Source organism: Pseudarthrobacter sp. YAF2, from assembly GCF_052113345.1.
Taxonomy (GTDB): domain Bacteria; phylum Actinomycetota; class Actinomycetes; order Actinomycetales; family Micrococcaceae; genus Arthrobacter.
In genome coordinates this window covers 142,332-166,600 of the sequence record NZ_JBFRDA010000007.1, presented here as the reverse complement: position 1 = coordinate 166,600, position 24,269 = coordinate 142,332, and the positions used below count along the sequence as shown (strand labels likewise).

Here is a 24,269-nt window from a genome sequence, read left to right as displayed (position 1 = left end):
CCTAGCCGGGCAGTTCGTCGAGGCGGCAGTCCGGCAGGTGGATCCAGCCTTCGCTGCGCGCGGCCTCCGCATGGGCGCTGTCCGGCAGGAGCGTACGACGCCGGGCTGCGGCGCGGGCGGTCAGCGAGGCGATGACGGCGTCGAACAGGTCGTCCGAGGCCGCCAGGCTGTCGCGGTGCCCGGCCAGGTCCAGCCATGGTGCCTGCTCCTCGAGGGCAGCCAGGAGGAGGGCCAGGCGGTCGGCTTCCGGGATGCCGCGGCCCTTGTACCCGCGCCCGTTGAGGCCCCAGATCTTCAGGGACGCAGCCGGATACACCTCGGCCAGGCGGTCGGAGCCGTCCCTCGGTTGCGGGCCGTGGAGCTGGGCGATCTTCGCCTGGATGACCGCGCATCGCATGGCAGGGTGTGCCAGCCGGTCGGCGGAGACGCTGAGCGGGATGAGTCCCGTCCGGGTGGTGCAGAAACGGTCGGTGTCCCGGTAGGCAAGTAACCGGCGGCCAGCAATTCCGTCGTGATCCAGCACCGGTCCCGGAACGTTGTTCAGGTGGCCGGTAAGGAACGGAATCAGCGCGTCCGGCCAGCCCACGGGGCAGTCGACTCCGGTCATGTCGGTGCTGCCGAACAGCTCCACGATGTGCTGGTCGTCCACGTCCAGGGCAAGGTGCGTGAGCCGGGCCGAGCCTGCTGCTGGGACCCCGCCGGTTGCCCCGTCGCCGGAGCCCCACTCCTGGGAGCCGCTGTCCCATTCGATGACGGCAGCCGCGGTCTTCTTGGGGGCTGCCGCCAGATCCACGCCGAGGGTTCTCATGGGCTGCCTGTCACTACAGCGCTCAGATGGCCCGGTACCGCAGGACGCCCGGGATGCTGCCCGATCCCCCGAGGTCCTGGCCGGAGGCGAAGCCGGCCCACAGGGCCCGCGTCCTGCGGCCCGCCGCCTCCACATCCTCCCAGTCCGCGCCGGCGATGAGGCCCACGCCTTCCCAGGTTTTCCGGTTGCCGAGCAGCAGGGGCAGGTCGATGGTGTGGGCAGCGCCGAAGATGTTGCCGGGGGCGTGCCAGTCCATGACGTACCGGTGGGCACGGCCGCCCGCCTTCACGTGCCGGCGGGCAAAGCGGCGGGTGGCCCGGCCGTAGACAGTTTCGGTGACCACCCAGTCGATGGCGCGGACGGCTGCAGCGCCCACCAGCGGAACCGCGGCCAACCGCATGAGCCGCGGGCTGCGGGGGAGGAACAGCCGGGCTTCCTCCGAGGTGTGCCCGATCAGCACGTCGATTGCCGGCGCGGACCGGTCCCAGGCACCCTCGATGGCACCTTCCTCAGGGAGCGGCTCGTGGCCGTACTGCGTTCCAAACGGCATGGCCGCCAGCATCCCGAACTTCCGCGCCACCTGGGCAACCTGGGCCTCGCGCTCCACAACCTCCATGGCCGGGGTTTCCCCGGTCACGGTGTCGGCGGCGATTCCCATGGCGTGGCTCATTTTGGCGCGTCCCCGGGCAATGCCCAGTGGTGCGCTCTGGATGATGGCGCGCTGGAAGAGTGCCGGTGCCTCCGGGGTGGCCATGAGGTGGGCGATCGCGTCGCCGCCGGCGGACTGGCCGAAGGCGGTGACCCGGCCCGGGTCCCCGCCGAAGGCCGCGATGTTCCGCTGCACCCAGCGGAAGGCCTCAAGCTGGTCCAGGAGCCCCAGGTTTCCGGGCCGCCCGGCCGGCGTGGCCAGGAACCCGAACAGGCCCAGGCGGTAGGTCACGGACACCACCACCACGCGGTTTTCGGCCACCAGCCTGGCCGGATCGAAGATGGCCAGGTCGCCGGACCCGGTGGTGTAGGAACCCCCGTGGATCCACACCATGACGGGCAGCTGTTCTTCCGGCTGGAGGTCCCCGGGCATGGTGATCGAGAGGTTCTGGCAGTCCTCGCTGCCGGGAAGCTCCCCGTATGTGGTGCCCAGGACGTCGTCGAGGAATGGGACCGGGCCTTGCGGGCAAGCCGGGGCCAAGGCCGTGGCGGAGAAGTCGGAGGTCCAGTCCGGCGCCGGGACCGGCGGCTGGAACCGGCGCGCAGTGGCGTAGGGGATGCCGGTGGCGCGGAGGACGTCGCCGTCCCGCCAGCCGGTGACGGGACCGCAGGGAGGACTGAACGACAATGTGGAGTTAAGCGTCGGCTCGGTAGGCACAGGTCCACGATTCCACAGATTCATGGTGGCCGGAGAACAGAAATCCCCGCCTGCCGGACAATTCCCCCTCGCATGCGGCGGGGACTTGTCCGGTAGACGGGGACTTGTGCGAAGACCGCGCCAACGCGGCCCAGGGGGAACTAGTGTGCGGTGGGCACGTAGCGCTTGATGGAGGCTTCCAGCTCGGCTTCGGCGGCGGCGCGGTCGCCCCAGCCCTCGGCCTTGACCCACTTGCCCGGCTCCAGGTCCTTGTAGCGGGTGAAGAAGTGCTCGATTTCCTTGATCAGGAACTCGTTGACGTCGCTGACTTCCTGGATGTGGTCGAAGCGGGCATCCACCGGAACGCAGAGGATCTTGGCGTCTCCGCCGCCGTCGTCGGTCATGTTGAAGACGCCGATGGGGCGGGATTCGACGATGACGCCCGGGTGCAGGTCGAAGTCCTGCAGGAGTACCAGTGCGTCCAGCGGGTCGCCGTCCTCGCCGAGGGTGTTCTCGAAGTACCCATAGTGCGTGGGGTACTGCATGGAGGTGAAGAGGACGCGGTCCAGGCGGACGCGGCCGGTCTCGTGGTCAACTTCGTACTTGACGCGTGATCCCTTGGGGATCTCGATGGTCACGTCGTGCTTCATGGAATGCTCCTCGGCAATTACAGGGGGTGCGCGGCACACTTGACGGCCCACAAAAGCGAGTGTCGGTACCGCCGACTATTATTGAGGATATAGCGAGAGGCCCTGGAATCAGGAACTTGTGGGGAAATTTCAGGACTTGAGGACCAGCACCAGCATGAGCAACACAACCGGCACGGATTCGCGGCGTGCCCGCCGTTCGCGGGGCTCCGGCGGCCCGGTCCAGGGCTTGCGAACCTCCATCGCGCCGGTGCTGGTGACCCTGCTCCTGTTCGTTCTCGCAGTTCCGGCGGCCCTGTTGGTGGCACCCGGATTCGTTGGCCCGGGCTCGCCCGCCCCGGCCCCGCCGACGCCCGCCTGGCAGCAGCTCCCCGCCACCGTTTCCGCCCCGCAGGTCCTTGCCCCGCTCCAGAAGTCCGCGCCGGTGCCCGTACCCTCGGCGGTGACGGCCCAGGTGGATCCGTTGTTGAAGACCGACGGCGGCGGTACGTTCACCGGCATGGTGCAGGACGCGTCCACGGGCCAGGTCCTTTTTGACCGCGGCGGCGCGGAAGGCCGGGTGCCGGCGTCGAACCTCAAATTGCTGACGTCGGTGGCCGCGCTGCGGACCCTGGGACCGGACCACCGTTTCGCCACGAAGGTGCTGCGCGGTCCCGCCCCCGGGCAGGTTGTGCTGGTGGGCGGTGGCGACGTCCTGCTCGGTGCGGGGGAGTCGCAGCCGGAACAAACCCTTGGCCACGCCGGCATGGCCACCCTTGCCGCCCTGGCCGTGGATGCCCTGCGGGCCGCCGGCACCACCGGGGAGGTCAAAGTGCTGCTGGACGATTCACTCTTCACCGGCCCCGCGCTGAACCCTGCCTGGCTGGCCGGCGACGTTGAAGCAGGCGAAATCGCCCCGCTCTACCCGCTGGCCCTCAACTCTGCGCGCTTCGATCCCGCCGTCACCACGGGTCCCCGGCCCCAGGATGCCGCCATGGCCGCGGCCGAGGAATTCGCGGCCCGGCTCCGTGCGGCAGGTGCCGGAGCGGGCCTGACCGTCGCGGCCGGCGTCGACCGTTCACCCGGGGCGGCCACGGCGGCAGGCGCAGCCGGCCAGATGGCGCCGCCCGCGGTGCTGGCACAGGTTGAATCAGCCACCGTGGCCGAGCAGGTGGACCTCATGCTGCAGGTATCGGACAACTACCTGGCGGAAACGATGGGCCGGATGACGGCGGTGGCCACCGGCCGGCCGGGCAGCAACGACGGTGCCACGGCCGCGGTCGGTGCCGAGGCGGAAGCTGCGGGCGTCGGCACGGACACCATCAAACTGGCGGATGTGTGCGGACTCGCGTTGGGCAACCAGGTTTCTGCCCGCCAGTTCACGGACGTGGTCCGCGCCATCACCACTGGCGCAGATTCAAGGCTCCGCGGCGCGCTGAACGGCTTTCCGGTGGGTGGCCTGTCCGGAACCCTGGATACCCGGTACGGGGATGCCGCCACGGCGGGCGGCGCGGGGTTGGTGCGCGCCAAAACCGGGACGTTGAACACCGTCCTGGCGCTGAGCGGCTATGTGGTGGACGCCGACGGCCGGCTCCTGGTGTTCTCGTTCATCGGCAACGGGCTCACGCCGGGGGCTGCCGGGAACAAGCAGGCGCTGGACCGGGCCGCCACCGCGCTGGCCGGGTGCGGCTGCCGCTGACCTACTGCGGCTGCATGCCCAGCAACGTGGCCGTGACGACGGCGGCAGGCACCGCTGCCCGGCCCTTGCGCGGACCTGTGGTCAAGGGAGCGATGGGGCGGTAGGGGGATCATGGTGGCTGTGGAAGTTCGCCGGTCAGCGAACTTTAAGGACGTGCCCCGGGCTGCTGTGTTCTGATGGGAACCATGGAGTCCACTGCGCGCGAGTCCGCACCGACGTTGTCCCCAACGGCCCAGTCCCTGATCAATTGGGACCTCGCTGCTTCCACCGCGGCGCGGCTGGCTCCGGCCGGCCCGGTGCTGGATGAAAAGGCCATTGCCGAGGCGGTGGACAGCCTGCGCCGGCTCGCGGACGAGTCTGTCCCGCATGTCCACGAAATCACCGGCTTGGAAGCCGCGCGGGACTTGAGGGACTCCTCGGTCCTGGTGGTTGACCGGGCGTCCTGGGCCAAGGCCAACACCCAGAGCTTTGCGGTGATGCTCAAGCCCGCCATGCAGAAGATGCTGGACAGCCGCCGCGGGACCCTGAGCCCGTCCGCGGCCAGCGTCGGCGGCGCCATCACCGGCAGCCAACTCGGCGCCGTGCTGGCCTTCCTCTCCAGCAAGGTGCTGGGCCAGTACGACCCATTCGCGGCCCTGGCCGAGAACTCCACCGCCCCCGCAGCCGGCAGGCTCCTGCTCGTGGCGCCAAACATCGTCTCGGTGGAGCGCGAACTCAACGTCGCGCCGGAGGACTTCCGGCTCTGGGTGTGCCTGCACGAGCAGACCCACCGGGTCCAGTTCGCCGCGGCGCCCTGGCTGCGCCACCACATGCTGGAGCAGATCGACGAACTCAGCGGCCACCTGCTGGGCAACGTCGATTCCCTGATGGAGCGCGCCACCGCAGCCGCTCGGTCCCTCAAGGACCGCTCCGCCACCGGAAACACGCCCGGCCGCGGCGCCATCCTGGACCTGCTGCAGGACCCCGAGGAGAAGGCTGCCATCTCGCACCTCACCGCGGTGATGAGCCTCCTCGAAGGGCACGCCAACGTGGTGATGGATGCCGTTGACGCCAGCATCGTCCCTTCGGTGAAGACCATCCGGCAGCGGTTCAACGACCGCGGCAAGGACCGCGGCGTGATCGAGAAGTTCATCCGCAGCCTGCTGGGCCTGGACGCAAAGATGCGGCAGTACTCCGACGGCGCCCGCTTTGTCCGCGCTGTGGTGGACGTGGCCGGCATGGAGGGCTTCAACAAAGTGTGGGAGTCTGCGGACAACCTGCCCACGGAGCCTGAGATCCACGACGCCAAACTGTGGATTGACCGGATGGGCCTCTGATTGCCGGACGCCCAGCCGCCCCGCCCCTCCATGCCTGAAGCTCCCTCCACCCCGCGACGCAGCGGACGACGCCGGCCCGGAAGGCTCGCGCCCGTCGTCGGCACTGCACGCAAAATGCTGCAAAAAGCCCTCGCCGAAGCTGGATACCCGCGCCGCGTCACCGTGGCGTGCAGCGGCGGGCCCGACTCCCTGGCGCTCGCCGCGGTGGCCGCCTACTTTGCCCGTCGCGGAAACGTTGACGGCCACCCGCTGGCCGTGGGCGCCGTAGTAGTGGACCACCAGCTGCAGGCCGGCTCGGCCCAGGTTGCCGCCCGCACCGCGGAGGCACTGCGGGAGCTGGGCCTCGAACCCGTGGAAATCCGCTCTGTCACGGTCTCGGCCGCCGGCATGGGGCCCGAGGCCGCGGCCCGGGAGGCCCGGCACGCCGCGCTGGAGGCAGCAGCGGAGCAGCAGGGCGCCGGCGCCATCCTTTTGGGCCACACCCTCGACGACCAGGCCGAGCAGGTGTTGCTGGGCCTGGCCCGCGGCTCCGGAACCCGTTCCCTCGCCGGGATGCGGCCCGCCCGGGCAGGAAACGGAAAAAGCGTCCTGCTGCGCCCGTTCCTGGGGCTGCGCCGGGCGGACACGGAGGAGATCTGCGCCGTGGAGGAACTGGACCCCTGGCACGATCCCACCAACTCAGACCCCGCCTTTGCCCGGTCGCGGACCCGGGTGGAGGTGCTCCCGCACCTTGAGGAGAAACTGGGCCCCGGCGTCGCCGAATCCCTGGCCCGGACAGCCGCGATCCTGCAGCTTGACGCGGACTACCTCGAGGATGTGGCGGAAAGCACCTACGCGTCCCTCGTGGAGCGGGAAGGGAGTGCCCTGGCCTTGCCAGAGGAGGCGCTGCGCGCCCTGGCCCCTGCCATCAGGTTCCGCGTGATCGCCAAGGCAGCAGCCGACGTCGGCGGCCAGCAGCCAAGCTACCAGCGCCTTTTGGCGGCGGAAGCGCTGCTGCGGCGACACGGTTCCGCCGGCCCGGTGGAGCTTCCCGGCGGCGTGAGGGTGTACCGGTTATCACTGGCCCAACTGGAACGGCCGGCCGAGGCCGGCGGGCCGGGGAGCCCGGGAGGCGCCGGTTCCGTTCCCCGTGAACGGGTGCGCTGTGGGAAGCTAGTATTCCGGCCTCAAAAACCGCCCGAAAATTAGTCGCACCCCGCATCTAAACAGGAGCCATTGGTGGATTCAAACGACGTCCAGGCAGACCTCAAGCACGTTCTCTACACCAAGGAACAGATCCAGCAGCGGATCACCGAACTCGCCGCGCAGATCGACAAGGACTACGAAGGGCGCGAAATCCTCATTGTCGGTGTCCTGAAGGGTGCCGTGATGGTCATGGCGGACCTGGCCCGGGCCCTGCACAGCCACGTTTCGATGGACTGGATGGCAGTGTCCTCCTACGGCTCCGGGACCCAGTCCTCCGGCGTGGTGCGGATCCTGAAGGACCTGGACACCGACCTGATGGGCAAGGACGTCCTGATCGTCGAAGACATCATCGATTCCGGCCTCACGCTGTCCTGGCTGAAGACCAACCTGGAATCCCGCGGCACCGCCTCGGTGGAGATCTGCACAGCCTTCCGCAAGCCCACCGCCGCCAAGGTGCAGATCGACGTCAAGTACGTCGGCTACGACATCCCCAACGAATTCGTGGTGGGCTACGGCCTGGACTACGCCGAAAAGTACCGCAACCTGGACTTCGTGGGAACCCTCGCCCCGCACGTCTACGAATAAGCTGCCCGCGACCGCAGCCCCTGCTGCCCGAGGCAACCACCGTGAGTAGCAGGAACATCGGCATCAGGGACGTGGCACGGGCGGCCGGGGTGTCCGCCACCACCGTCTCCCACGTCCTCAATGACGCGCCGTATGCCCGCGTCAGCCCGGAGACACGCGAAAAAGTGAAGACGACGGCGGTCCGGCTGGGGTACGGGCCCAACCGGCTGGCCCGGGCCCTCCGCAGCCGCAAGTCCGGCGTGCTGGGCCTGGTCAGCGAGGATGTTGCCACCACACCGCACGCCGGCCGCATCATCCTCGGCGCCGATGAAGCGGCGCGGGCCCGCGGCTACACCCTGATGATCATCAATACCGCGGGCTCGGCGGACCACGGCTCCCGCGAAGCGGACGTTGAGTCCCTGCTGGAGCGGCAGGTGGACGGCATCCTCTACGCCACCATGTACCACCGGTACCTGGTGGTGCCCGCCAACCTCGGCAAAGTCCCTTCCGTCCTGGTGGATGCCGTCACGGCCGACGACAGCTTCCCGGCCGTGGTCCCGGACGAGTACGGCGGTGCGGCCGCCGCGGTGGACGCACTGCTTGCCGCAGGCCACACCCGGATCGGGTTCATCAACAACACCGAGCACGTTCCCTCCACCGTCCGGCGGCTCCAGGGTTTCCGGGACACGCTGACCCGTGCGGGCCTGGACGGTGCCTCCGCCCCTGTCCAGCCGGCGTCGTCCGATGCTGCCGGCGGATACGCTGCCGCCCTGAGGCTGCTGGGAGCCGGCCACCCGCCGTCGGGCCTCTTTTGCTACAACGACCGCATGGCCATGGGTGCCTACCGCGCGGCGGCGGAACTGGGCCTCTCCATCCCGGGCGACTTGTCGGTCGTCGGCTTCGATGACCAGGAATTGATTGCCGCCAGCCTCCACCCCGGCCTGACCACCGTAGCCCTGCCGCACTACGGGATGGGGGCCTGGGCGGCCGACCGGTTGATCGACGCGATCGAAGCCGGCCCGGGCGGCGCCGGCGACCCCGACGGGGCCACTGACCCGGTGCTCCTCAGCTGCCCGCTGGTCACCCGTGGGTCCATTGCAGCGCCGCGGGAACAGCCCTGACCGGGGCATTCCCGGATCTCCGGGCCGGCTACGCCCACAGGGAACTTTTGCTTTTCGCTATGCGTGATGTACTCCGGACGGTGTATAGCTAGAAGCTGACGCAGCACCATCACGCGCGCAGACTACTCGCCGTGAAGCACTACCGGAAGGGACGGGGCGAGCCCCCGAACAGATGAAAGCTAAGAACTTCTTCAAAGGCCCGGGCATCTGGATCGTCGTTGTGGTCGGTCTGCTCCTGGTGGCTTTTGCGACGCTCGCCCCCGGCGGTGCGGCCCGGATCGACACGGACAAGGGCCTGGAACTGCTCTCCAGCAACAAGGTGGAGCAGGCCAAGATCTTCGACGGTGAGAACCGCGTTGACCTCACCCTGAAGGACAACCTCCAGGTGGACGGGCAGGACAAAGGCAAGAGCGTGCAGTTCTTCTTCGTGGACGCCCGTGCACAGGATGTGGTGAAGGCCGTCACCGACGCCAAGCCGGCCCAGGGCTTCACCGACCAGCCGATCGAAAGCAATTGGTTCTCCGGCCTGCTCTCGCTCCTGATCCCCGTCATCCTGCTGGGCGCCTTGTTCTGGTTCCTGATGACCCGCATGCAGGGCGGCGGCTCGAAGATCATGCAGTTCGGCAAGTCGAAGGCCAAGATGGTCAGCAAGGACATGCCGCAGGTGACCTTCGCCGATGTCGCAGGTTCCGATGAGGCCGTGGAGGAACTGCAGGAGATCAAGGAATTCCTGCAGGAGCCGGCCAAGTTCCAGGCCGTCGGCGCCAAGATCCCCAAGGGTGTGCTGCTCTACGGTCCCCCTGGCACCGGTAAGACCCTGCTGGCCCGCGCTGTCGCCGGTGAGGCAGGCGTGCCATTCTTCTCCATCTCGGGCTCCGACTTCGTTGAGATGTTCGTCGGCGTCGGCGCCTCCCGCGTCCGCGACCTCTTCGAACAGGCCAAGGCCAACTCGCCGGCCATCATCTTCGTGGATGAGATCGACGCCGTCGGCCGGCACCGCGGCGCCGGCATCGGCGGCGGCAACGACGAACGTGAGCAGACCCTCAACCAGTTGCTGGTGGAGATGGACGGTTTCGATGTCAAGACCAACGTCATCCTGATCGCCGCCACCAACCGGCCTGACGTTCTGGACCCGGCCCTTCTGCGGCCGGGACGCTTCGACCGCCAGATTGGTGTGGACGCGCCCGACATGATTGGCCGCGACCAGATCCTGCAGGTCCACGCCAAAGGCAAGCCCATGGCGCCCGGCGTCGACCTCAAGGCCGTGGCCAAGAAAACCCCCGGCTACACGGGTGCCGATCTCGCCAACGTCCTCAACGAAGCCGCGCTCCTGACGGCGCGCTCCAATGCAAACCTCATTGACGACCGCGCCCTGGACGAGGCCATTGACCGCGTGATGGCCGGCCCGCAGAAGCGCAGCCGCGTCATGAAGGAACACGAGCGCAAGATCACCGCCTACCACGAGGGCGGGCACGCACTGGTGGCAGCAGCCTTGCGGAACTCCGCACCGGTCACCAAGATAACCATCCTGCCCCGCGGCCGGGCCCTGGGTTACACCATGGTGGTGCCGGACAACGACAAGTACTCCGTGACCCGCAACGAACTCCTGGACCAGATGGCGTACGCCATGGGCGGCCGTGTCGCCGAGGAGATCGTGTTCCACGATCCGTCCACCGGCGCCTCCAACGACATCGAAAAGGCCACCGGCACCGCACGCAAGATGGTTACCGAGTACGGCATGAGCGAACGCGTCGGCGCGGTCCGGCTGGGCCAGGGCGGCGGCGAGCCGTTCCTGGGACGCGACGCCGGGCACGAGCGCAACTACTCGGACCAGATCGCCTACGTTGTGGACGAGGAAGTCCGCCGGCTGATTGAGCAGGCCCACGATGAGGCATACGAAATCCTCACCGAAAACCGGGACATCCTGGACTTCCTGGCCCTCGAGCTGCTGGAACGGGAAACCCTGAACCAGGCCGAGATCGCCGACATCTTCCGTGACGTCCGCAAGCGTGATTTCCGTGAGGTGTGGTTGTCCAAAGAGACCCGCGCCGTGCAGCTCAACGGACCGGTGGAAAGCCGCCGGGAGAAGGCCGAGCGCGAGGCCCAGGAGGAAGCCAAGAAGGCCCGGATGGATGAGCCGCTGGATGCCCAGCCACCGCATTCGCAGGGCGTTCCGGAGGATGCACCGTTTCACGGAGGCGCCCCCGAATCGGGGCCCGGGACCCTTCACGGCTAAGCTTTCCCTGTGACTTCCTTCGACGACGACGACGTTTCCGCCTCCGCCGAACACCTGGCGGAGGACGGTCACCGGTCCTCAAAGCATGAAAAAGTGGACCGGCCACGGATCGAGGCCGCCGTCCGTGAGATCCTCCTCGCCATCGGCGAGGACCCGGACCGCGGCGGCCTGGTGGATACCCCCAAAAGGGTTGCGAAGGCGTACGCCGAGGTGTTCGCCGGACTGCACCACAACCCTGCGGACGTCCTGTCCACCACCTTTGACCTGGACCACGAGGAGCTGGTCCTGGTCAAGGACATCCCGTTCTACTCCACGTGCGAGCACCACCTGGTGCCGTTCCACGGGGTGGCCCACGTTGGCTACATCCCATCGCATGAGGGCAAAGTCACCGGGTTGAGCAAGCTGGCCCGGCTGGTGGACATCTACGCCCGCCGCCCGCAGGTGCAGGAGCGGCTGACCACGGAGATCGTTGAAGCGATGGTCCGCTACCTCAAGCCCCGCGGGGCGATCGTCGTCGTTGAATGCGAGCACATGTGCATGTCGATGCGCGGCATCCGCAAGCCCGGAGCGAAGACCGTCACCAGTGCGGTCCGCGGGCAGCTGCATGACCCGGCCACCCGTGCCGAGGCCATGAGCCTCATCCTCGGAAGGTAACAAACCATGGATTCACTCGCTGCAGCCCCCGGAACGGGGCCGGCAACCTCCCCGCTGCCCATCCTGCGCAAGCCCCGTCCGGCGGCGCGCTTCGAAGACCTCCCCACCGACCGCACGCTGGTCATGGGGATCCTGAACGTCACCCCGGACTCGTTCAGCGACGGCGGGAAGCACCCCACCGCGGACACCGCGATCGCGGCCGGCCTGCGGATGTTGTACGCCGGGGCGGACATTATTGACGTCGGCGGCGAGTCCACCCGGCCAGGCGCCGAGGACGTTACGCCGGAGGAAGAGCAGCGGCGCGTCCTGCCGGTCATCGAAGCACTTGTGAAGGCCGGTGCGCTGGTCAGCATCGACACCACCCACGCCTCCACCGCGGCCGCCGCGCTGAAGGCCGGCGCCGGCATCATCAATGACGTCTCCGGGCTGAGCATCGAACCGGAAATGGCCGAGCTCGTCGCAGCGTCCAAGGTGCCCTACGTCCTCACGCACCGCCGCGGGGACGCCCGGACCATGAATTCCCTCGCCGAGTACACGGACGTGGCCGGCGAAGTTGTGGCGGAGCTGGCGGGGGTACGCGACAAGCTTTACGCCGCGGGCGTCAGCCCCGAACAGATCATCGTTGACCCGGGCCTGGGATTCGCCAAGAACGATTCCCACAACTGGGAGCTGCTGCGGAACCTGGACCAGCTGGACAGCCTGGGGCACCGCGTGCTGGTGGCGGCCTCCCGCAAGAGGTTCCTTGGCACGCTGCTCACCGTCGCCGGCAAGTCCGCCGCTCCGGAGGAACGGGATGGTGCCACGGCGGCAATCACCGCCATCAGCGCCGCCCGCGGTGCCTGGGCCGTCCGCGTGCACGACGTCGGGTCAAGCCTTGACGCCGTCAAGGTGGCTGCCCGCATGGCTGCGGTACCCACGCCACAAACCGTACCCAAAACACACTAGGGCCGGGGGACCCATGGACAGGATTACGCTGACGGGTGTGACCGCCGTCGGCCATCACGGCGTGTTTGATTTTGAACGCCGCGAGGGCCAGCCTTTTGTGGTGGACGCGGTCCTCTACCTGGACTTCACCGCAGCGGCGGACTCCGATGACGTCCGTGACACCGCGCACTACGGCGAGGTGGCGCAGCGTATTACCGAATGGATCTCCGGGGAACCACTGAACCTCATCGAGGCCCTGGCCGTCCGGATTGCCGGCAGCCTTCTGTCCGAGTTCAAGCTCCAGGCCGTGGACATCACCGTGCACAAGCCCCAGGCTCCCATCGAGGTGCCCTTCGGCGACGTCGCCGTGACCGTCCACCGGACCTGCACCCCCGCCGGCAGCGGCCCGTCCGGGGAGCAGGCATGAACGGCGCCTACAGCAAAGCCGTGCTGGCCCTTGGCAGCAACCTGGGCGAGCGGAACGAAACCCTGACCGAAGCCGTCGCCGACCTGGTTGACCCGCCGGAAGTCCGGCTCCTGGCCGTGTCCCCGATCGTCCAGACCAAGGCCGTGGGCGGCCCGGCCGGCCAGCCGGACTTCCTGAACATGGTCATCACTGTGGAAACCAGCCTGAGCCCGCAAGACCTGCTGGAGCACTGCCAGGCGGTGGAGAACAAGCACCACCGCGTCCGCGAGGTCCGCTGGGGGCCGCGGACGCTCGACGTCGACATCATCACCTACGGCGACCTGCGCAGCGACGATCCCGCACTGACCCTCCCGCATCCCCGTGCTGCCACGCGCGCCTTCGTCCTGTATCCCTGGTCCCTCATCGAACCGGCCGCCACCCTGGACGGGGAGCGGATCAGCGCCCTGGCGGTCCGCGCCGAGGACTATGGCGACCTCGCCCCGTTCGACGGCTTCGGGGACTTCGACGGGATGCCGACAGCGGGAGCAGTGGAGCCGCGATGAAGCCCATCAACCCGCTGCGCCTGATGCTGATCGGCGTCGTCCTTGCCGTCGCGGGCTGGGCGGCGACGGTGGTGACCAGCCGCTACAGCATTGCCACGCCTGTCCTTCCGGCCACCGCGCTGGCCACCATGGGCGTCATCGTCATCATCACGTTGATCCTGGGCATCCGGGTTTGGCGGTGGCGCAACAGCCAGAAGCCCGGCAGCAAGGCAAAGAAGACCCAACTGGATCCGCTGCTGGCTGCGCGGACATTGATCCTTGCCCAGGCGTGCGCCTACGCCGGAACGGTTCTGCTGGGCTGGCACGTGGGCATCTTCCTGGACCAGTTGCGGATCTGGAGCCTGCGAAGCGACCAGGGCATCACCTGGCTGGCGCTGGCCATGGCCGGGGGCGGCCTGGTGATGATCGTGGTGGGACTGCTCGTGGAGCGGTTCTGCAGGATTCCCCCGGAGGACGGCGACACCAACAGTGCCGACGGAAAGGGCCGCCCTGCCCGCGGGGAGGCCGCCGGCGAAGGTGAATATGCGTACCGAGGCGATTGACCCGCCCGGTATTGCCTGGCAGCGGGTGTCAGCACGGTACGTCACGGTACGGCTGGCGGAATGGGCCCTGGGCAACCTGGTCGCGGTGCTGGTCCTGTCCGCTCCGCTGGTGTTTGTCCTCCTCGGCTGGTGGTCCTGGCCGCCGCTGTGGCTGGCCGTGACCGTCCCTGCCGCCATGCTGGTGCTGGCCTTGTGGCGGCTGGTGCTCATTCCGCGGCAGGTCCGGGCTATCGGCTACGCCGAACGGGATGAGGACCTGCTGGTCAGGGGCGGCATCTTCTTCCAGCGCACCATGGCCGTGCCGTATGGCCGCATGCAGTATGTGGATATCGCCGTCGGGCCGGTGGAGCGCGCCCTGGGCCTGTGCACGCTGAAACTCCACACCGCCTCGCCCGGCACCAACGCCCGCCTTCCTGGCCTCCCGGCGGCTGAGGGCGCCCGGCTGAGGGAAGAACTGACTGCCCGCGGCGAAGCCAGGCTGGCCGGGCTGTGACCGCTGACGGCCAGCTGCCTGCCAGGCCGACTGCTGCGGCCGGCCGGGACACCGCTGCAGCGTCCGACGACGGATGGCTGCGTGTGCACCCCGCCTCGCCGTTCGTCAGGGGCTGGTTTGCCCTTGCCGCCATTGCGTTCTTCTTTGGCCGGGACATCTTCGAACGGGTCCTGCAGGGCCAGCCCATTTTCGAGGAAGGCCTGGCCCGGCGCGCCCCGTGGCTCCTGGGCGGTGGAGCAGCAGTGCTGGCGGTGGCGGTGCTGGGATTCGTGCTGACCTGGTACTTCACCAAATACCAGGTGTCCGGCGGCTACGTCCGGGTCACCAGCGGCCTGCTGTTCCGCCAGCACCGGCAGGCCCGGCTGGACCGGGTGCAGGCCATCGACATCGTGCAGCCGCTGCTGGCCCGCATCTTCGGCCTGGCCGAACTCAAGTTCGAGGTGGCCGATGCGGGGGAGTCCGCGGTGCGGCTCGCCTACCTCAAGATCGACGATGCACGCCAACTCCGTGCCACCATCCTGGCCCGGGCGTCGGGTGCCGCAGCCGTCGCCGCGTCCGGAGCCGGCGTCGTTTCCGGGGCCGAACAGCCGGCCCGGCCCGCACCCGAGGCGCCGGAATTCCCGTTACTTTCCGTCCCGCCGTCGCGCCTTCTTGGATCGCTGCTGCTCAGTGAGCAGAGCTTCTTTGTTGTGGTGGGCGGCGCCGCCTCCGTGGTGTTGTCCGCGGTGACTGACAACCGGGCCTTCTACTTCTACCTGGTGCCGGCGGCCCTGGGCCTGGCGGCGGGCTACTGGAATTACTTCAACCGGGGCTACAACTTCAGGGCTGCGGTCTCGCCGGACGGTATCCGGCTGCGGTACGGCCTGCTGGACACCCAGACGCAGACCCTTCCGCCCGGCCGGATCCAGGCCGTGAAGGTTGCCCAGTCGCCGCTGTGGCGCCCCTTCGGCTGGTACCGGATGCAGGTGAATGTGGCCGGTTACGGGCAGTCCGGCAACGCCGTCGAGGGCAATACCAGGACCATCCTCCTGCCCGTGGGCACGTTGCCGGACGTCCTGGCCATGCTCTCCCTGGTGCTGCCGGACCCGGGAACCCACCGGCCCGCGGCGGTTTTTGCCGCCGGCCTGACGGGGCGGGATTCGGACGGTGGGTTCGTCACCACGCCGCGGCGGGCGTGGCTGCTGGCTCCCTTCACCTGGCGCCGCAACGGCTTTGCCGCCACGGACACCGCCCTGTTGATCCGCTCCGGGCGGTGGTGGCGGGAGCTCGTGGTGGTTCCCCACCAGCGAACGCAGTCGATGGCCCTTCAGCAGGGGCCCGTGGCGCGGCGGTTCCGGGTGGCAGACCTGGTGCTGCACACCACCGCCGGACCCGTCGCCCCGCGGCTGACGCAGGCGGGGCTGGATGAGGCACGGCAACTCTTCAACGACCAGTCCGCGCGTGCCCGGCTGGCGCGGAAGCGGCAAACCACGGAGCAGTGGCTGCGGCAGGTTGCCCCGGCCGTTGACCCGCACCACCCGTTTGGAACCGAACCGGTGGTTGAGCCTGGAGCCACCACGGAGCCTGTGAAAGCGAGCACCCCCTACCAACAGGAAGGCCAGCAGCATGGCTAAACCCGGACGCCTCGGCGTCGGAATTATTGGCGCCGGCAAGGTGGGAGCCGTGCTCGGTGCGGCCTTGCGCGCCGCCGAGCACGCCGTCGTCGGGGTTTCGGCGGTCTCGGACGCAAGCCGTGAACGTGCCGAGGCCCTCCTGCCGGGTGTTCCCATCCTGGAGGTGCAGGACATCGTGGAGCGCGCCGAACTGGTGCTGCTGGCCGTGCCCGACGACGCCCTGCCGGGCCTGGTGGAGGGGCTGGCGAAGCTCGGCGCCTGGCAGCCCGGCCAGCTGGTGGCCCACACCTCCGGCCGCTTCGGCGTGGGCGTGCTGCATCCGGTGCGTGCCGCCGGTGCCGTGCCGCTGGCCCTGCACCCGGCCATGACGTTCACCGGCATGAGCCTGGACCTCACCCGGCTGCTGGACTGCACCTTCGGTGTAACGGCCGATGCCGCCATGCTGCCCATCGCCCAGGCCCTGGTGGTGGAGATGGGCGCGGAACCGGTGGCCATCGCGGAAGCGGACAGGACCCTCTACCACGCTGCCCTGGCCCATGGTTCCAACCACATGGTCACCCTGGTGGCGCAGGCGTCACAGCTGCTGCGCGAGGTAGGGGTGGAGCTGCCGGAGCGCATGCTGGGCCCGCTGCTGCGGGCAACGCTGGAAAACGCGCTGGCCTCCGGGGAATCGGCACTGACCGGCCCGGTGGCCCGCGGGGATGTGGGGACGGTCCGGGCCCACGCCGAAGCGTTGCGGGAGTTCGACGGCGGGGGGCACGGTGACGTGCTGGCGGCCTACCTTGCCATGGCCCGGGCCACAGCCCTCCGGGCAGAGGGGCGTGGACTGCTCAAACCCGACCAGCTGAAGGGGCTGCGCGAGGCCCTCGATCCGAAGGAAGACTGAATGTCCATTCAACTCGTCACCACCGTCGCCGGCCTGCACGCCGAAAGCGCCCGGCTCCTCAGCGCCAAGCGAGGCGTTTCACAGGGGCTGGTGCCCACCATGGGCGCACTCCACGAGGGCCATGCAGCGCTGGCGCGTACCGCCGTCGAACATAATGACGTGGTGGTGGCGAGCATCTTCGTCAACCCCCTGCAGTTCGGCGACGCGGTGGACCTGGACCGCTATCCAAGGACGCTTGACGCGGACCTTGCCCTGCTGGAGGAACAGGGCGTGGACCTGGCCTTCGCGCCTTCCGTGGAGGAGGTCTATCCCGGCGGGGAGCCGCTGGTGCGGATCACCTCCGGCCGCCTCGGCGACAAATGGGAGGGCGCATCACGGCCCGGCCATTTCGACGGGGCGTTGACCGTGGTGGCGAAGCTCCTGCACTATGGCATGCCGGCGACAGGGCTTCCGGCCGGGTCCGCGGACGCAGCTTCCCCCGGCGGTGGCTTGCCGGCGTACCGGGCCTACTTTGGGCAGAAGGACGCCCAGCAGCTGGCCCTGGTGCGGCGGATGGCGGCGGACCTGAACTTCCCGGTGGAGATCGTCGGCGTGCCCACGGTGAGGTCGGCGGACGGGCTGGCATTGTCCAGCCGCAACCGGTTCCTCTCCGATGACCAGCGGGACGCCGCCCTGGTCCTGTCCCGGGCGCTGCGGCTGCTGGAAGAGCGGGCGAATGCCCACGAGCCCCTGGACCTTGAATCGGCGCTGGCCCTGGTGGAATCACAGCCGCTGGTGGAACTGGACTACTTCGATGTGGTGGATCCCGGCAGGCTCGAGCCGTTGGCGGAGAACTGCAGGGAGACTCCCTTCCGCGGCGACGCGCTGGCCCTCATCGCGGCCAAGGTGGGCCCGGTCCGGCTGATCGACAACCTGCCGCTCAGTTCCTAAGCGCCGGGTTCCGGGCTCCCCGGGTTGCCGCGCAGGCCGGGGGCGCGGGCGACATTGGTGCGGACTACAAGCCGGACTTGTCCGGGCTGGTCATGAGCTGCTCGAGCAGCGCGCGCTCCGGACGCCCGGGATTCCTGGCCACACACCCACGGAGCCGGTCCCGCACCCACTCTTCCCTCGGATCCTTGCTGCAGAGCACCTCATCGATGATCTCCTGCGCTTGCCATCGGAGCGATTCGATGGCGAACTGCCGGACGTCCTCAGGAGTGTCGCCGGTCATCCACGGATCCGGGTCCGAGGGAACGCCTTGGAACATCCGCTCTACTGTCATCGGGGCCTCCTTGCACCAATCCGAAGTGGCCCGTGGGGTGGCCGCTGCGGCTTCGAGAGCACTGCGCGTAGGTGAAACCTTACTGCCGGAAAGCGGGTTCTGTCTGTACTCGCGGGGCGCCTAAACCCGCAGCACCAGAGTCGAAGGTCCCGAGTACCGGGTGGGACCGTTGCCGAGGCTTGATTGGGGGGCTTGGCGGCCGGGGCTTGACGGGCGACACGCATATCTACCTGCGACACGCATCTTCACCTGCGAGGCAGACGTTCCTTTCCGCCCGCTATATGTCGGCGCGGCCAGGAACCTCTGCGTCGAAAATGGAGAAGCGCATCGCCAGGCACACCAAATTACGCGCATAAACCAATATAGTCAGCTTGCTTATTACTTTCACCTTTCCTAGGCTGGAAATCGTCAGGAAATCAACTCTGGAAGCGGAACGTCGTACGCCGCAAGGCTGCGTGGTCCGCCTCAGGCGAGGAGGAACAATGTCCGAGCACAGCATCGCAGGCAAGAAGGTCGCATTCCTGCTGACTGACGGCGTGGAGCAGGTGGAGCTGACCAGCCCCTGGCAGGCCGTGAAGGACGCCGGCGGCGAGCCCACCCTGGTGGCCCCCAAGAGCGGCAAGCTGCAAGGCTACAACGGTACGGAGAAGGGTGACACCTTCGACGTCGACCTCACGGTGGCGGAAGCAAACGCCTCCGACTACGACGCGCTGGTCCTTCCCGGCGGCGTTGTCAACGCGGACCACCTCCGCGTGGACAAGGACGCGCAGAGTTTCACGCGCAGCTTCTTTGAACAGCACAAACCGGTGGCATCCATCTGCCACGGTCCCTGGCTGCTGATCGAGGCCGGAGTCATCAGGGGCCGCAACGTCACGTCCTACTTCACCCTTGAAACCGACCTGAAGAACGCCGGCGCCAACTGGACGGACCAGGAAGTGGTGGTGGACCAGGGCCTGGTGACCAGCCGGAACCCGGATGACCTCCCGGCCTTCAACAACAAGCTGGTGGAAGAGATTTCCGAAGGGGAGCACGCAGGCCAGACGGCATAAAGCCGCAATTGTTCCCTCAGGATTTAGGAGAAATACCCGTGCCGGGGAATTACTCCAGCGGGTAGAGTGTTGCCATCTGCAGCGGCGCCGACCGCGCATCACTCAAAAAACCCCCGAGGGAACACCTATGTCTACCGAAATCTCTCCCAACGCCGGCGGCCAGCCCGTTCCGGTCGAAGGAACCCTCGCGGAACCCCGCGCAGGCACGCTGCCCGCTGCGCCGGAGAAGATGTCCCGGGAGTCGGTGACCATCATCAGCACGCTGCTGGTGGCGACGTTCGTGGTGATCCTCAACGAGACGATCATGAACGTTGCCCTGCAGCGGCTCATGGTGGACCTCCGCGTGGACCCGCCCACCGTCCAGTGGCTGTCCACCGGCTTCATGCTCACCATGGCCGTGGTCATCCCCACCACGGGCTTCATCCTGCAAAGCCTGTCCACCCGGGCCGTGTTCATGCTGGCCATGGGCCTGTTTGCCGGCGGTACCGCGCTGGCCGCGGTGGCTCCCGGGTTTGAAGTCCTGCTGCTGGCACGCATCGTCCAGGCCGGCGGCACCGCCATCATGCTCCCGCTGCTGATGACCACCATCCTCACCCTGGTCCCGCTGGCCAAGCGCGGCGCCGTCATGGGCAACGTCAGCATCGCCATCTCCGTTGCCCCCGCCATGGGCCCCACCGTTTCCGGGCTGATCCTTGAGCACTTCACCTGGCGCTTCATGTTCGTGTTCGTGCTGCCGGTGGCCCTCGCCGCCCTGGCCATCGGCGCGAAGTTCCTCACCAACGTGGGCGAGACGGAAAGGACCAAACTGGACTTCTTCTCCGTGCTCCTCACGGTCCCGGCTTTCGGCGGCCTGGTCTACGGGCTCAGCCAGATCGGCGGCAGCCACGGTGGCCAAGCCGGTCCCGGTGCCGCAGCCATCGCGGCCCTGGTCATCGGCGTGGCTGCCCTGACGGTTTTCGTCCTCCGCCAGCTCCGCCTGCAGAAGGCCGCCGCGCCGCTGCTGGACCTGCGCGCCTTCAACTTCCGGATGTTCACCGTCTCGGTCCTGCTGATGGTGGTGGCCATGATGGCCTTGTTCGGCGGGGTCATCCTGCTGCCGCTCTACCTGCAGGAAGTCCGCGGCCTTGGCTCGCTGGAAACCGGCCTCGCCCTGCTCCCCGGCGGCCTGGCGATGGGACTGCTCGGCCCGGTGATCGGACGAGCGTTCGACAAGGTGGGCCCGTTGCCGCTCACCGTGACCGGGTCCATCCTGATGGTGGTGACGCTCTGGCAGTTTTCAATGCTCGACGCCGGCACTGCGGTTTGGTGGATCATCACCCTGCACGTCGGGCTGAGCTTCGGCCTGGCCCTGCTGTTCACCCCGGCCTTCACCACCGGCCTGAACCCGCTGCCGCCGCACCTCTACTCGCACGGCTCGGCGATCATGAGCACCACCCAGCAGGTGGCCGGCGCTGCCGGCACGGCGCTTCTGGTGTCCATCTTCGCGGTGGTGAGTGCGACGTCGGGACTCGTCGCCGGGATGAGCGCCGCCTTCCTGACGGCAACAGTCATAGCCCTTGCCGCCGTCGTGCTGTCCGCGATGATGCGCAAGACTGAAGGCGCCGCGGCAGGGCACGGCGGCCACTGAGTCTGCGGGATCAGCCGGCGAAGAAGTCGCTCAGTTCCTTGATCAGCTTGTCCGGGGCCTTGATGGCGCCGTCGTGGCCGAAGCCGGGCAGGATGGTGTAGCTGGAGCCGGAGAGGACGTCGTGGATCTGGCCGCAGGCGATGCCGAAGTAGGCCGGGCTCTTTTCGCCCACCACGATCAGCGTCTCCAGGGGGAGTGCCTGGAACGGTTCGGCCGGCATGTCCGCGGCGATGATGGCCTTGATTTCGCGGACGCCGGTGCGCATCAGTTCGCGTTGCTGCTTGCCCTCGGTGGTGCCTGCGGTCAGCTTGTTGGCCAGCGTGAGCATGGACAGCGGCATCCTTGATGAGAACGTGCCGCCGGCCTCGAGGCCCCGCTGGATCACTGCCAGGGCGCGGTCGTCGTCTCCGGCGGCGACGGCGCGTTCGTATTCCACAATCCAGCTGGCCGTAACGCTGCCGTTCACCGAGACCGCGGGGTCGTAGACGGCCAGCCGTTCCACCGGCAGGGTCCGTGCCGCGTGCAGGGCAACGGCGCCGCCGAAGCTGTGGCCAAAGACGTCCGTGCTGGAGGTGTGCTTCATGACTGTGTCCAGGTCCCGTATGTCCACGTCCAGCGTGTAGTCCTCGGGCTGCGGGGACGAGGATCCACGCCCGCGACGGTTGAAGGTGTGCACCGGGCGGCCCAGGGCGGCGCTCAGTTTCTGGGCAAATTTGGTGTAATCCGCAGCCGTCACCATGGAGGGCGGCACTACCACCACGCCCGAACCCGCCGAAGCGAGATCCGCACCGGTGGAGAAGAGCTCCACAGTGCCGCCGTCGGGGGTCCTGATGTTCTCTCGCGTCATGTTCCGAGCCTAGCCGAGCAAGCCCGGTGCGGGCATCACGGACGGCGCGGGCGGGTTCAGGCGAGCCGCTCGATCAGGCGCCGGCTGGCCGTGCGGATGGCCGGCAGTTCCGGGCCGAGTCCGCAGAGGATGAGCCCGGCGTCCGCCGCCTGCAGTGCCGATTCGGCGTTTGCCGCTCCATCGGCGCGAAGGTAGATCAGCGATTCGACCAGGCGGAACGTGAAGTCCCCGCCGTCCGGTCCGGAGGCAGTGGCCGACAGTCCGCTGCCAAGCTCGCCGTAGAGCCGCCGCAGTTCCTGCCGGTCGGCCAGGAACCGGGCAAAGCGCGTGCTCCGGACCTCGGGCAGGTGGTAGAGGACGCCCAGGTTCCAGCGCGCGCTGCACAGTTGCGTCCCGTCATAAAGCGCGACGGCGTGCAGCCGGCTCCCGGCCGGGCTTTCGGTTCCTGGGCTGCCGGCGGGCAGCGCGGCCACGGCCCGGGCGAACTCCAGGCCGCCGGACACCGTTCCCTCGAGCAGGTCCTCGAGGATGTCGTCCTTGGTTTTGAAGTGGTGGTAGAGCGATGACTGCCGGATCCCGACGGCGTCCGCAATGGACCGGGTGGACGTGCTGGCGAAACCCTGGGTGGTGAACAGTTCCGCCGCGGCGTCGAGTATCTCGTCGCGGGCGGTGGCGCCTGGCCGTGAGGGCTGTTGGTGGCGGGGGCGTCCCGGTCCGGCGTAAGTCACTGCCTCATTCTTGCACTGCCGGGCACGCGCAGAGTTGCCCGGCCAGGACGGTGAGGGGACGGAAATCCGCCCGAAACACGATGTCTATCCGCCTTTTACAGAGGTGAAACTGTTTGGGGACATCCCGCTGGAAAACTATCAAGTGACCGGTAATCAGCAGCCTTCGGCCGAGCGCTGCAGTGCCGGGAGGCTTCGCCCCCAAGATCCCTTTCCAGTTCCGGAGATTCCCGATGACATCCACCGTTCTCCCCACCGTCCACCAGGACGATGCAGACCTGACGTCCCTTGGCTACCAGCCCACCCTGCACCGAAAGCTCGGCCGCTACGCTTCGTTTGCCGCCGGCTTCTCTTTCGTTTCCATCCTCACCACCATTTTCCAGCTCTTCGCGTTCGGCTACTCCTTCGCAGGTCCTGCGTTCTTCTGGACCTGGCCGGTGGTGCTGGTTGGCCAGCTGCTCGTGGCCCTCAACTTTGCCGAGCTCGCCGCCCGCTACCCCCTGTCCGGCGCCGTGTACCAGTGGGCTCGGCGCGTCGGCGGGGAAGCCGTGGGCTGGTTCGCCGGCTGGTTCATGGCCATCGCACAGGTGGTCACCGCCGCTGCCGCCGCCATCGCCCTGCAGGTGGTGCTGCCCCAGCTGTGGGACGGATTCCAGGTGGTGGGCGGTGACCCTGCCCTCAACACCGTCACCGGGGCTTCGAACGCCGTGATCCTGGGCGCCGTCCTGCTGGTGGCCACCACCATCATCAACTCCCTGGGCGTCAAACTCATGGCGCACGTGAACTCCGTCGGCGTCACCTGCGAAATCGTCGGCGTCGCGGCCGTGATCCTGGCCCTCATCAGCGCCGCCCAGCGCGGACCGGACGTGGTGGCGGACACCACCGTCCTCCAAGGCTCCGACCTCGGCGCCGTGGGAGCCTTCCTGGTCTCGGGGCTCATGGCCGCGTACGTCATGGTGGGCTTCAACTCCGCCGGTGAGCTATCCGAGGAAACCAAGGACCCGCGCCGCACCGCACCGCGGACCATCCTCTCCGCCCTGCTCATCTCCGGCATTGGCGGCGCCCTGATGATCATCACCGCCCTGATGGCCGCCCCCAGCCTGGACGACGGACGCCTCGCCACCGAAGGCCTGCCCTACGTCCTCACCGCGGTCCTGGGCACCTTCTGGGGCAAGGTCCTGCTGGTTGACGTTGCCATCGCCATCTTCGTCTGCACCCTGGCAATCCAGACTGCCGGTTCCCGCCTCGTATTCTCGATGGCCCGCGACGGCAAGCTCCCGGCGTCGGCCCTGCTCTCCTCCGTCCACCCCACCCGGGGCACGCCCATGTGGCCCTCCATCGTGATCGGCGCGCTCGCAGTTGCCGTGCTGGCCATCAACGTGGGCAATGCGGCGTTGTTCACGACCCTCTGCAGCGTCTGCATCGTGATGGTTTACATCGCCTACCTCCTGGTCACGGTCCCGCAGCTGGCCAACCGGCTCCGCGGGGACTGGGACCGGGTGGGGCAAACCATGCCCGCCGGCCTCTTTTCCCTGGGCCGGTGGGGACTGCCGGTCAACATCCTCGCCGTCCTCTACGGGGGCGTCATGGTGGTCAACCTGGCCTGGCCCCGTCCCGAGGTGTACGACCCCTCCGGCGAAAACGGGCTCCTCCTCTGGTCGGCACCCCTCATGGTGGCCGCCGTCCTGCTCCTGGGCTTCTGGGTCCGGAGCAGGAACCTGGCAGCCGCCAAGGCCTGACACCCATTTCTCCCATCGTTCCCGACATAAACCAGGACTG

General features: G+C 68.2%; 24 protein-coding genes. 18 read left to right on the top strand and 6 right to left on the bottom strand.

Annotated features, from left to right (window positions below; translation table 11 throughout):
- Position 1 precedes the first annotated feature (1 nt).
- The 3 genes from AB4Y79_RS09465 to AB4Y79_RS09455 form a co-directional block, all read right to left on the bottom strand.
- Complete coding sequence (locus AB4Y79_RS09465) at positions 2–808, bottom strand: DUF429 domain-containing protein (protein WP_441860677.1); 807 nt, start codon at positions 806–808, stop codon at positions 2–4.
- Between the two features lie 22 nt (positions 809–830).
- The gene (locus AB4Y79_RS09460) at positions 831–2,198 is read right to left on the bottom strand and encodes a carboxylesterase family protein (RefSeq protein ID WP_441860676.1); all 1,368 of its coding nucleotides are present in this window, start codon (positions 2,196–2,198) and stop codon (positions 831–833) included.
- A gap of 116 nt (positions 2,199–2,314) precedes the next feature.
- Entirely contained in the window at positions 2,315–2,803 is a 489-nt protein-coding gene (locus AB4Y79_RS09455) for an inorganic diphosphatase (protein ID WP_159823766.1), read from the bottom strand.
- 154 nt (positions 2,804–2,957) lie between these two features.
- Between AB4Y79_RS09455 and dacB the strand changes: the two genes are divergently transcribed.
- The 15 genes from dacB (at position 2,958) to AB4Y79_RS09380 (ending at position 17,911) form a co-directional block, all read left to right on the top strand.
- Positions 2,958–4,478 (top strand): D-alanyl-D-alanine carboxypeptidase/D-alanyl-D-alanine endopeptidase, encoded by a 1,521-nt coding sequence (gene dacB, locus AB4Y79_RS09450; protein WP_441860673.1) that lies wholly within the window; start codon positions 2,958–2,960, stop codon positions 4,476–4,478.
- Between the two features lie 185 nt (positions 4,479–4,663).
- The gene (locus AB4Y79_RS09445) at positions 4,664–5,794 is read left to right on the top strand and encodes a zinc-dependent metalloprotease (protein ID WP_441860671.1); all 1,131 of its coding nucleotides are present in this window, start codon (positions 4,664–4,666) and stop codon (positions 5,792–5,794) included.
- 114 nt (positions 5,795–5,908) lie between these two features.
- Entirely contained in the window at positions 5,909–6,982 is a 1,074-nt protein-coding gene (tilS, locus tag AB4Y79_RS09440; RefSeq protein ID WP_441860783.1) for a tRNA lysidine(34) synthetase TilS, read from the top strand.
- Between the two features lie 30 nt (positions 6,983–7,012).
- Positions 7,013–7,564 carry a hypoxanthine phosphoribosyltransferase gene (gene hpt, locus AB4Y79_RS09435; RefSeq protein ID WP_308928998.1) on the top strand — a complete coding sequence of 184 codons (552 nt, stop codon included), beginning with the start codon at positions 7,013–7,015 and terminating at the stop codon, positions 7,562–7,564.
- A gap of 41 nt (positions 7,565–7,605) precedes the next feature.
- Complete coding sequence (locus AB4Y79_RS09430) at positions 7,606–8,664, top strand: LacI family DNA-binding transcriptional regulator (RefSeq protein ID WP_441860670.1); 1,059 nt, start codon at positions 7,606–7,608, stop codon at positions 8,662–8,664.
- Between the two features lie 172 nt (positions 8,665–8,836).
- The gene (gene ftsH / locus AB4Y79_RS09425; protein ID WP_441860669.1) at positions 8,837–10,900 is read left to right on the top strand and encodes an ATP-dependent zinc metalloprotease FtsH; all 2,064 of its coding nucleotides are present in this window, start codon (positions 8,837–8,839) and stop codon (positions 10,898–10,900) included.
- Positions 10,901–10,909: 9 nt separating this feature from the next.
- Entirely contained in the window at positions 10,910–11,554 is a 645-nt protein-coding gene (gene folE / locus AB4Y79_RS09420) for a GTP cyclohydrolase I FolE (protein WP_441860668.1), read from the top strand.
- A 6-nt stretch (positions 11,555–11,560) separates the two neighbouring features.
- Positions 11,561–12,499 (top strand): dihydropteroate synthase, encoded by a 939-nt coding sequence (gene folP / locus AB4Y79_RS09415; RefSeq protein WP_441860667.1) that lies wholly within the window; start codon positions 11,561–11,563, stop codon positions 12,497–12,499.
- 13 nt (positions 12,500–12,512) lie between these two features.
- Positions 12,513–12,905, top strand: a complete 393-nt coding sequence (folB, locus tag AB4Y79_RS09410) for a dihydroneopterin aldolase (protein WP_441860666.1) — start codon at positions 12,513–12,515, stop codon at positions 12,903–12,905.
- The gene (gene folK / locus AB4Y79_RS09405; protein WP_441860664.1) at positions 12,902–13,447 is read left to right on the top strand and encodes a 2-amino-4-hydroxy-6-hydroxymethyldihydropteridine diphosphokinase; all 546 of its coding nucleotides are present in this window, start codon (positions 12,902–12,904) and stop codon (positions 13,445–13,447) included. Before folB ends, folK begins: the two co-directional genes overlap by 4 nt.
- Positions 13,444–13,989, top strand: coding sequence for a DUF3180 domain-containing protein (locus tag AB4Y79_RS09400; protein WP_441860662.1), 546 nt, complete (start codon positions 13,444–13,446; stop codon positions 13,987–13,989). The genes folK and AB4Y79_RS09400 overlap by 4 nt, the downstream gene beginning before the upstream one ends.
- Positions 13,970–14,482: a PH domain-containing protein gene (locus AB4Y79_RS09395; RefSeq protein WP_441860661.1), complete on the top strand. Its 513-nt coding sequence runs from the start codon at positions 13,970–13,972 to the stop codon at positions 14,480–14,482. Before AB4Y79_RS09400 ends, AB4Y79_RS09395 begins: the two co-directional genes overlap by 20 nt.
- Positions 14,479–16,095, top strand: coding sequence for a PH domain-containing protein (locus AB4Y79_RS09390; protein ID WP_441860660.1), 1,617 nt, complete (start codon positions 14,479–14,481; stop codon positions 16,093–16,095). Before AB4Y79_RS09395 ends, AB4Y79_RS09390 begins: the two co-directional genes overlap by 4 nt.
- Entirely contained in the window at positions 16,088–16,981 is an 894-nt protein-coding gene (locus AB4Y79_RS09385; protein ID WP_441860658.1) for a Rossmann-like and DUF2520 domain-containing protein, read from the top strand. The genes AB4Y79_RS09390 and AB4Y79_RS09385 overlap by 8 nt, the downstream gene beginning before the upstream one ends.
- Entirely contained in the window at positions 16,982–17,911 is a 930-nt protein-coding gene (locus AB4Y79_RS09380) for a 4-phosphopantoate--beta-alanine ligase (RefSeq protein WP_441860657.1), read from the top strand. It begins immediately after the preceding gene.
- A gap of 64 nt (positions 17,912–17,975) precedes the next feature.
- Here the strand turns inward: AB4Y79_RS09380 and AB4Y79_RS09375 are convergent, their stop codons facing one another.
- Positions 17,976–18,242, bottom strand: a complete 267-nt coding sequence (locus tag AB4Y79_RS09375) for a hypothetical protein (RefSeq protein ID WP_441860655.1) — start codon at positions 18,240–18,242, stop codon at positions 17,976–17,978.
- A gap of 482 nt (positions 18,243–18,724) precedes the next feature.
- Here AB4Y79_RS09375 and AB4Y79_RS09370 point away from each other — a divergent pair, with 482 nt between their 5' ends.
- Both AB4Y79_RS09370 and AB4Y79_RS09365 read left to right on the top strand, forming a co-directional pair.
- Positions 18,725–19,291, top strand: a complete 567-nt coding sequence (locus AB4Y79_RS09370; RefSeq protein WP_441860654.1) for a type 1 glutamine amidotransferase domain-containing protein — start codon at positions 18,725–18,727, stop codon at positions 19,289–19,291.
- 127 nt (positions 19,292–19,418) lie between these two features.
- Positions 19,419–20,918, top strand: coding sequence for a DHA2 family efflux MFS transporter permease subunit (locus tag AB4Y79_RS09365; protein ID WP_441860653.1), 1,500 nt, complete (start codon positions 19,419–19,421; stop codon positions 20,916–20,918).
- A 10-nt stretch (positions 20,919–20,928) separates the two neighbouring features.
- Here the strand turns inward: AB4Y79_RS09365 and AB4Y79_RS09360 are convergent, their stop codons facing one another.
- On the bottom strand, positions 20,929–21,765 hold the full coding sequence (locus AB4Y79_RS09360; protein WP_441860652.1) for an alpha/beta fold hydrolase: 837 nt from the start codon (positions 21,763–21,765) through the stop codon (positions 20,929–20,931).
- A gap of 56 nt (positions 21,766–21,821) precedes the next feature.
- On the bottom strand, positions 21,822–22,493 hold the full coding sequence (locus AB4Y79_RS09355; RefSeq protein ID WP_441860651.1) for a TetR/AcrR family transcriptional regulator: 672 nt from the start codon (positions 22,491–22,493) through the stop codon (positions 21,822–21,824).
- Positions 22,494–22,723: 230 nt separating this feature from the next.
- On the opposite strand from AB4Y79_RS09355, the gene AB4Y79_RS09350 reads away from it, so the two are divergent.
- On the top strand, positions 22,724–24,229 hold the full coding sequence (locus tag AB4Y79_RS09350) for an amino acid permease (protein WP_441860649.1): 1,506 nt from the start codon (positions 22,724–22,726) through the stop codon (positions 24,227–24,229).
- Positions 24,230–24,269: the final 40 nt, after the last annotated feature.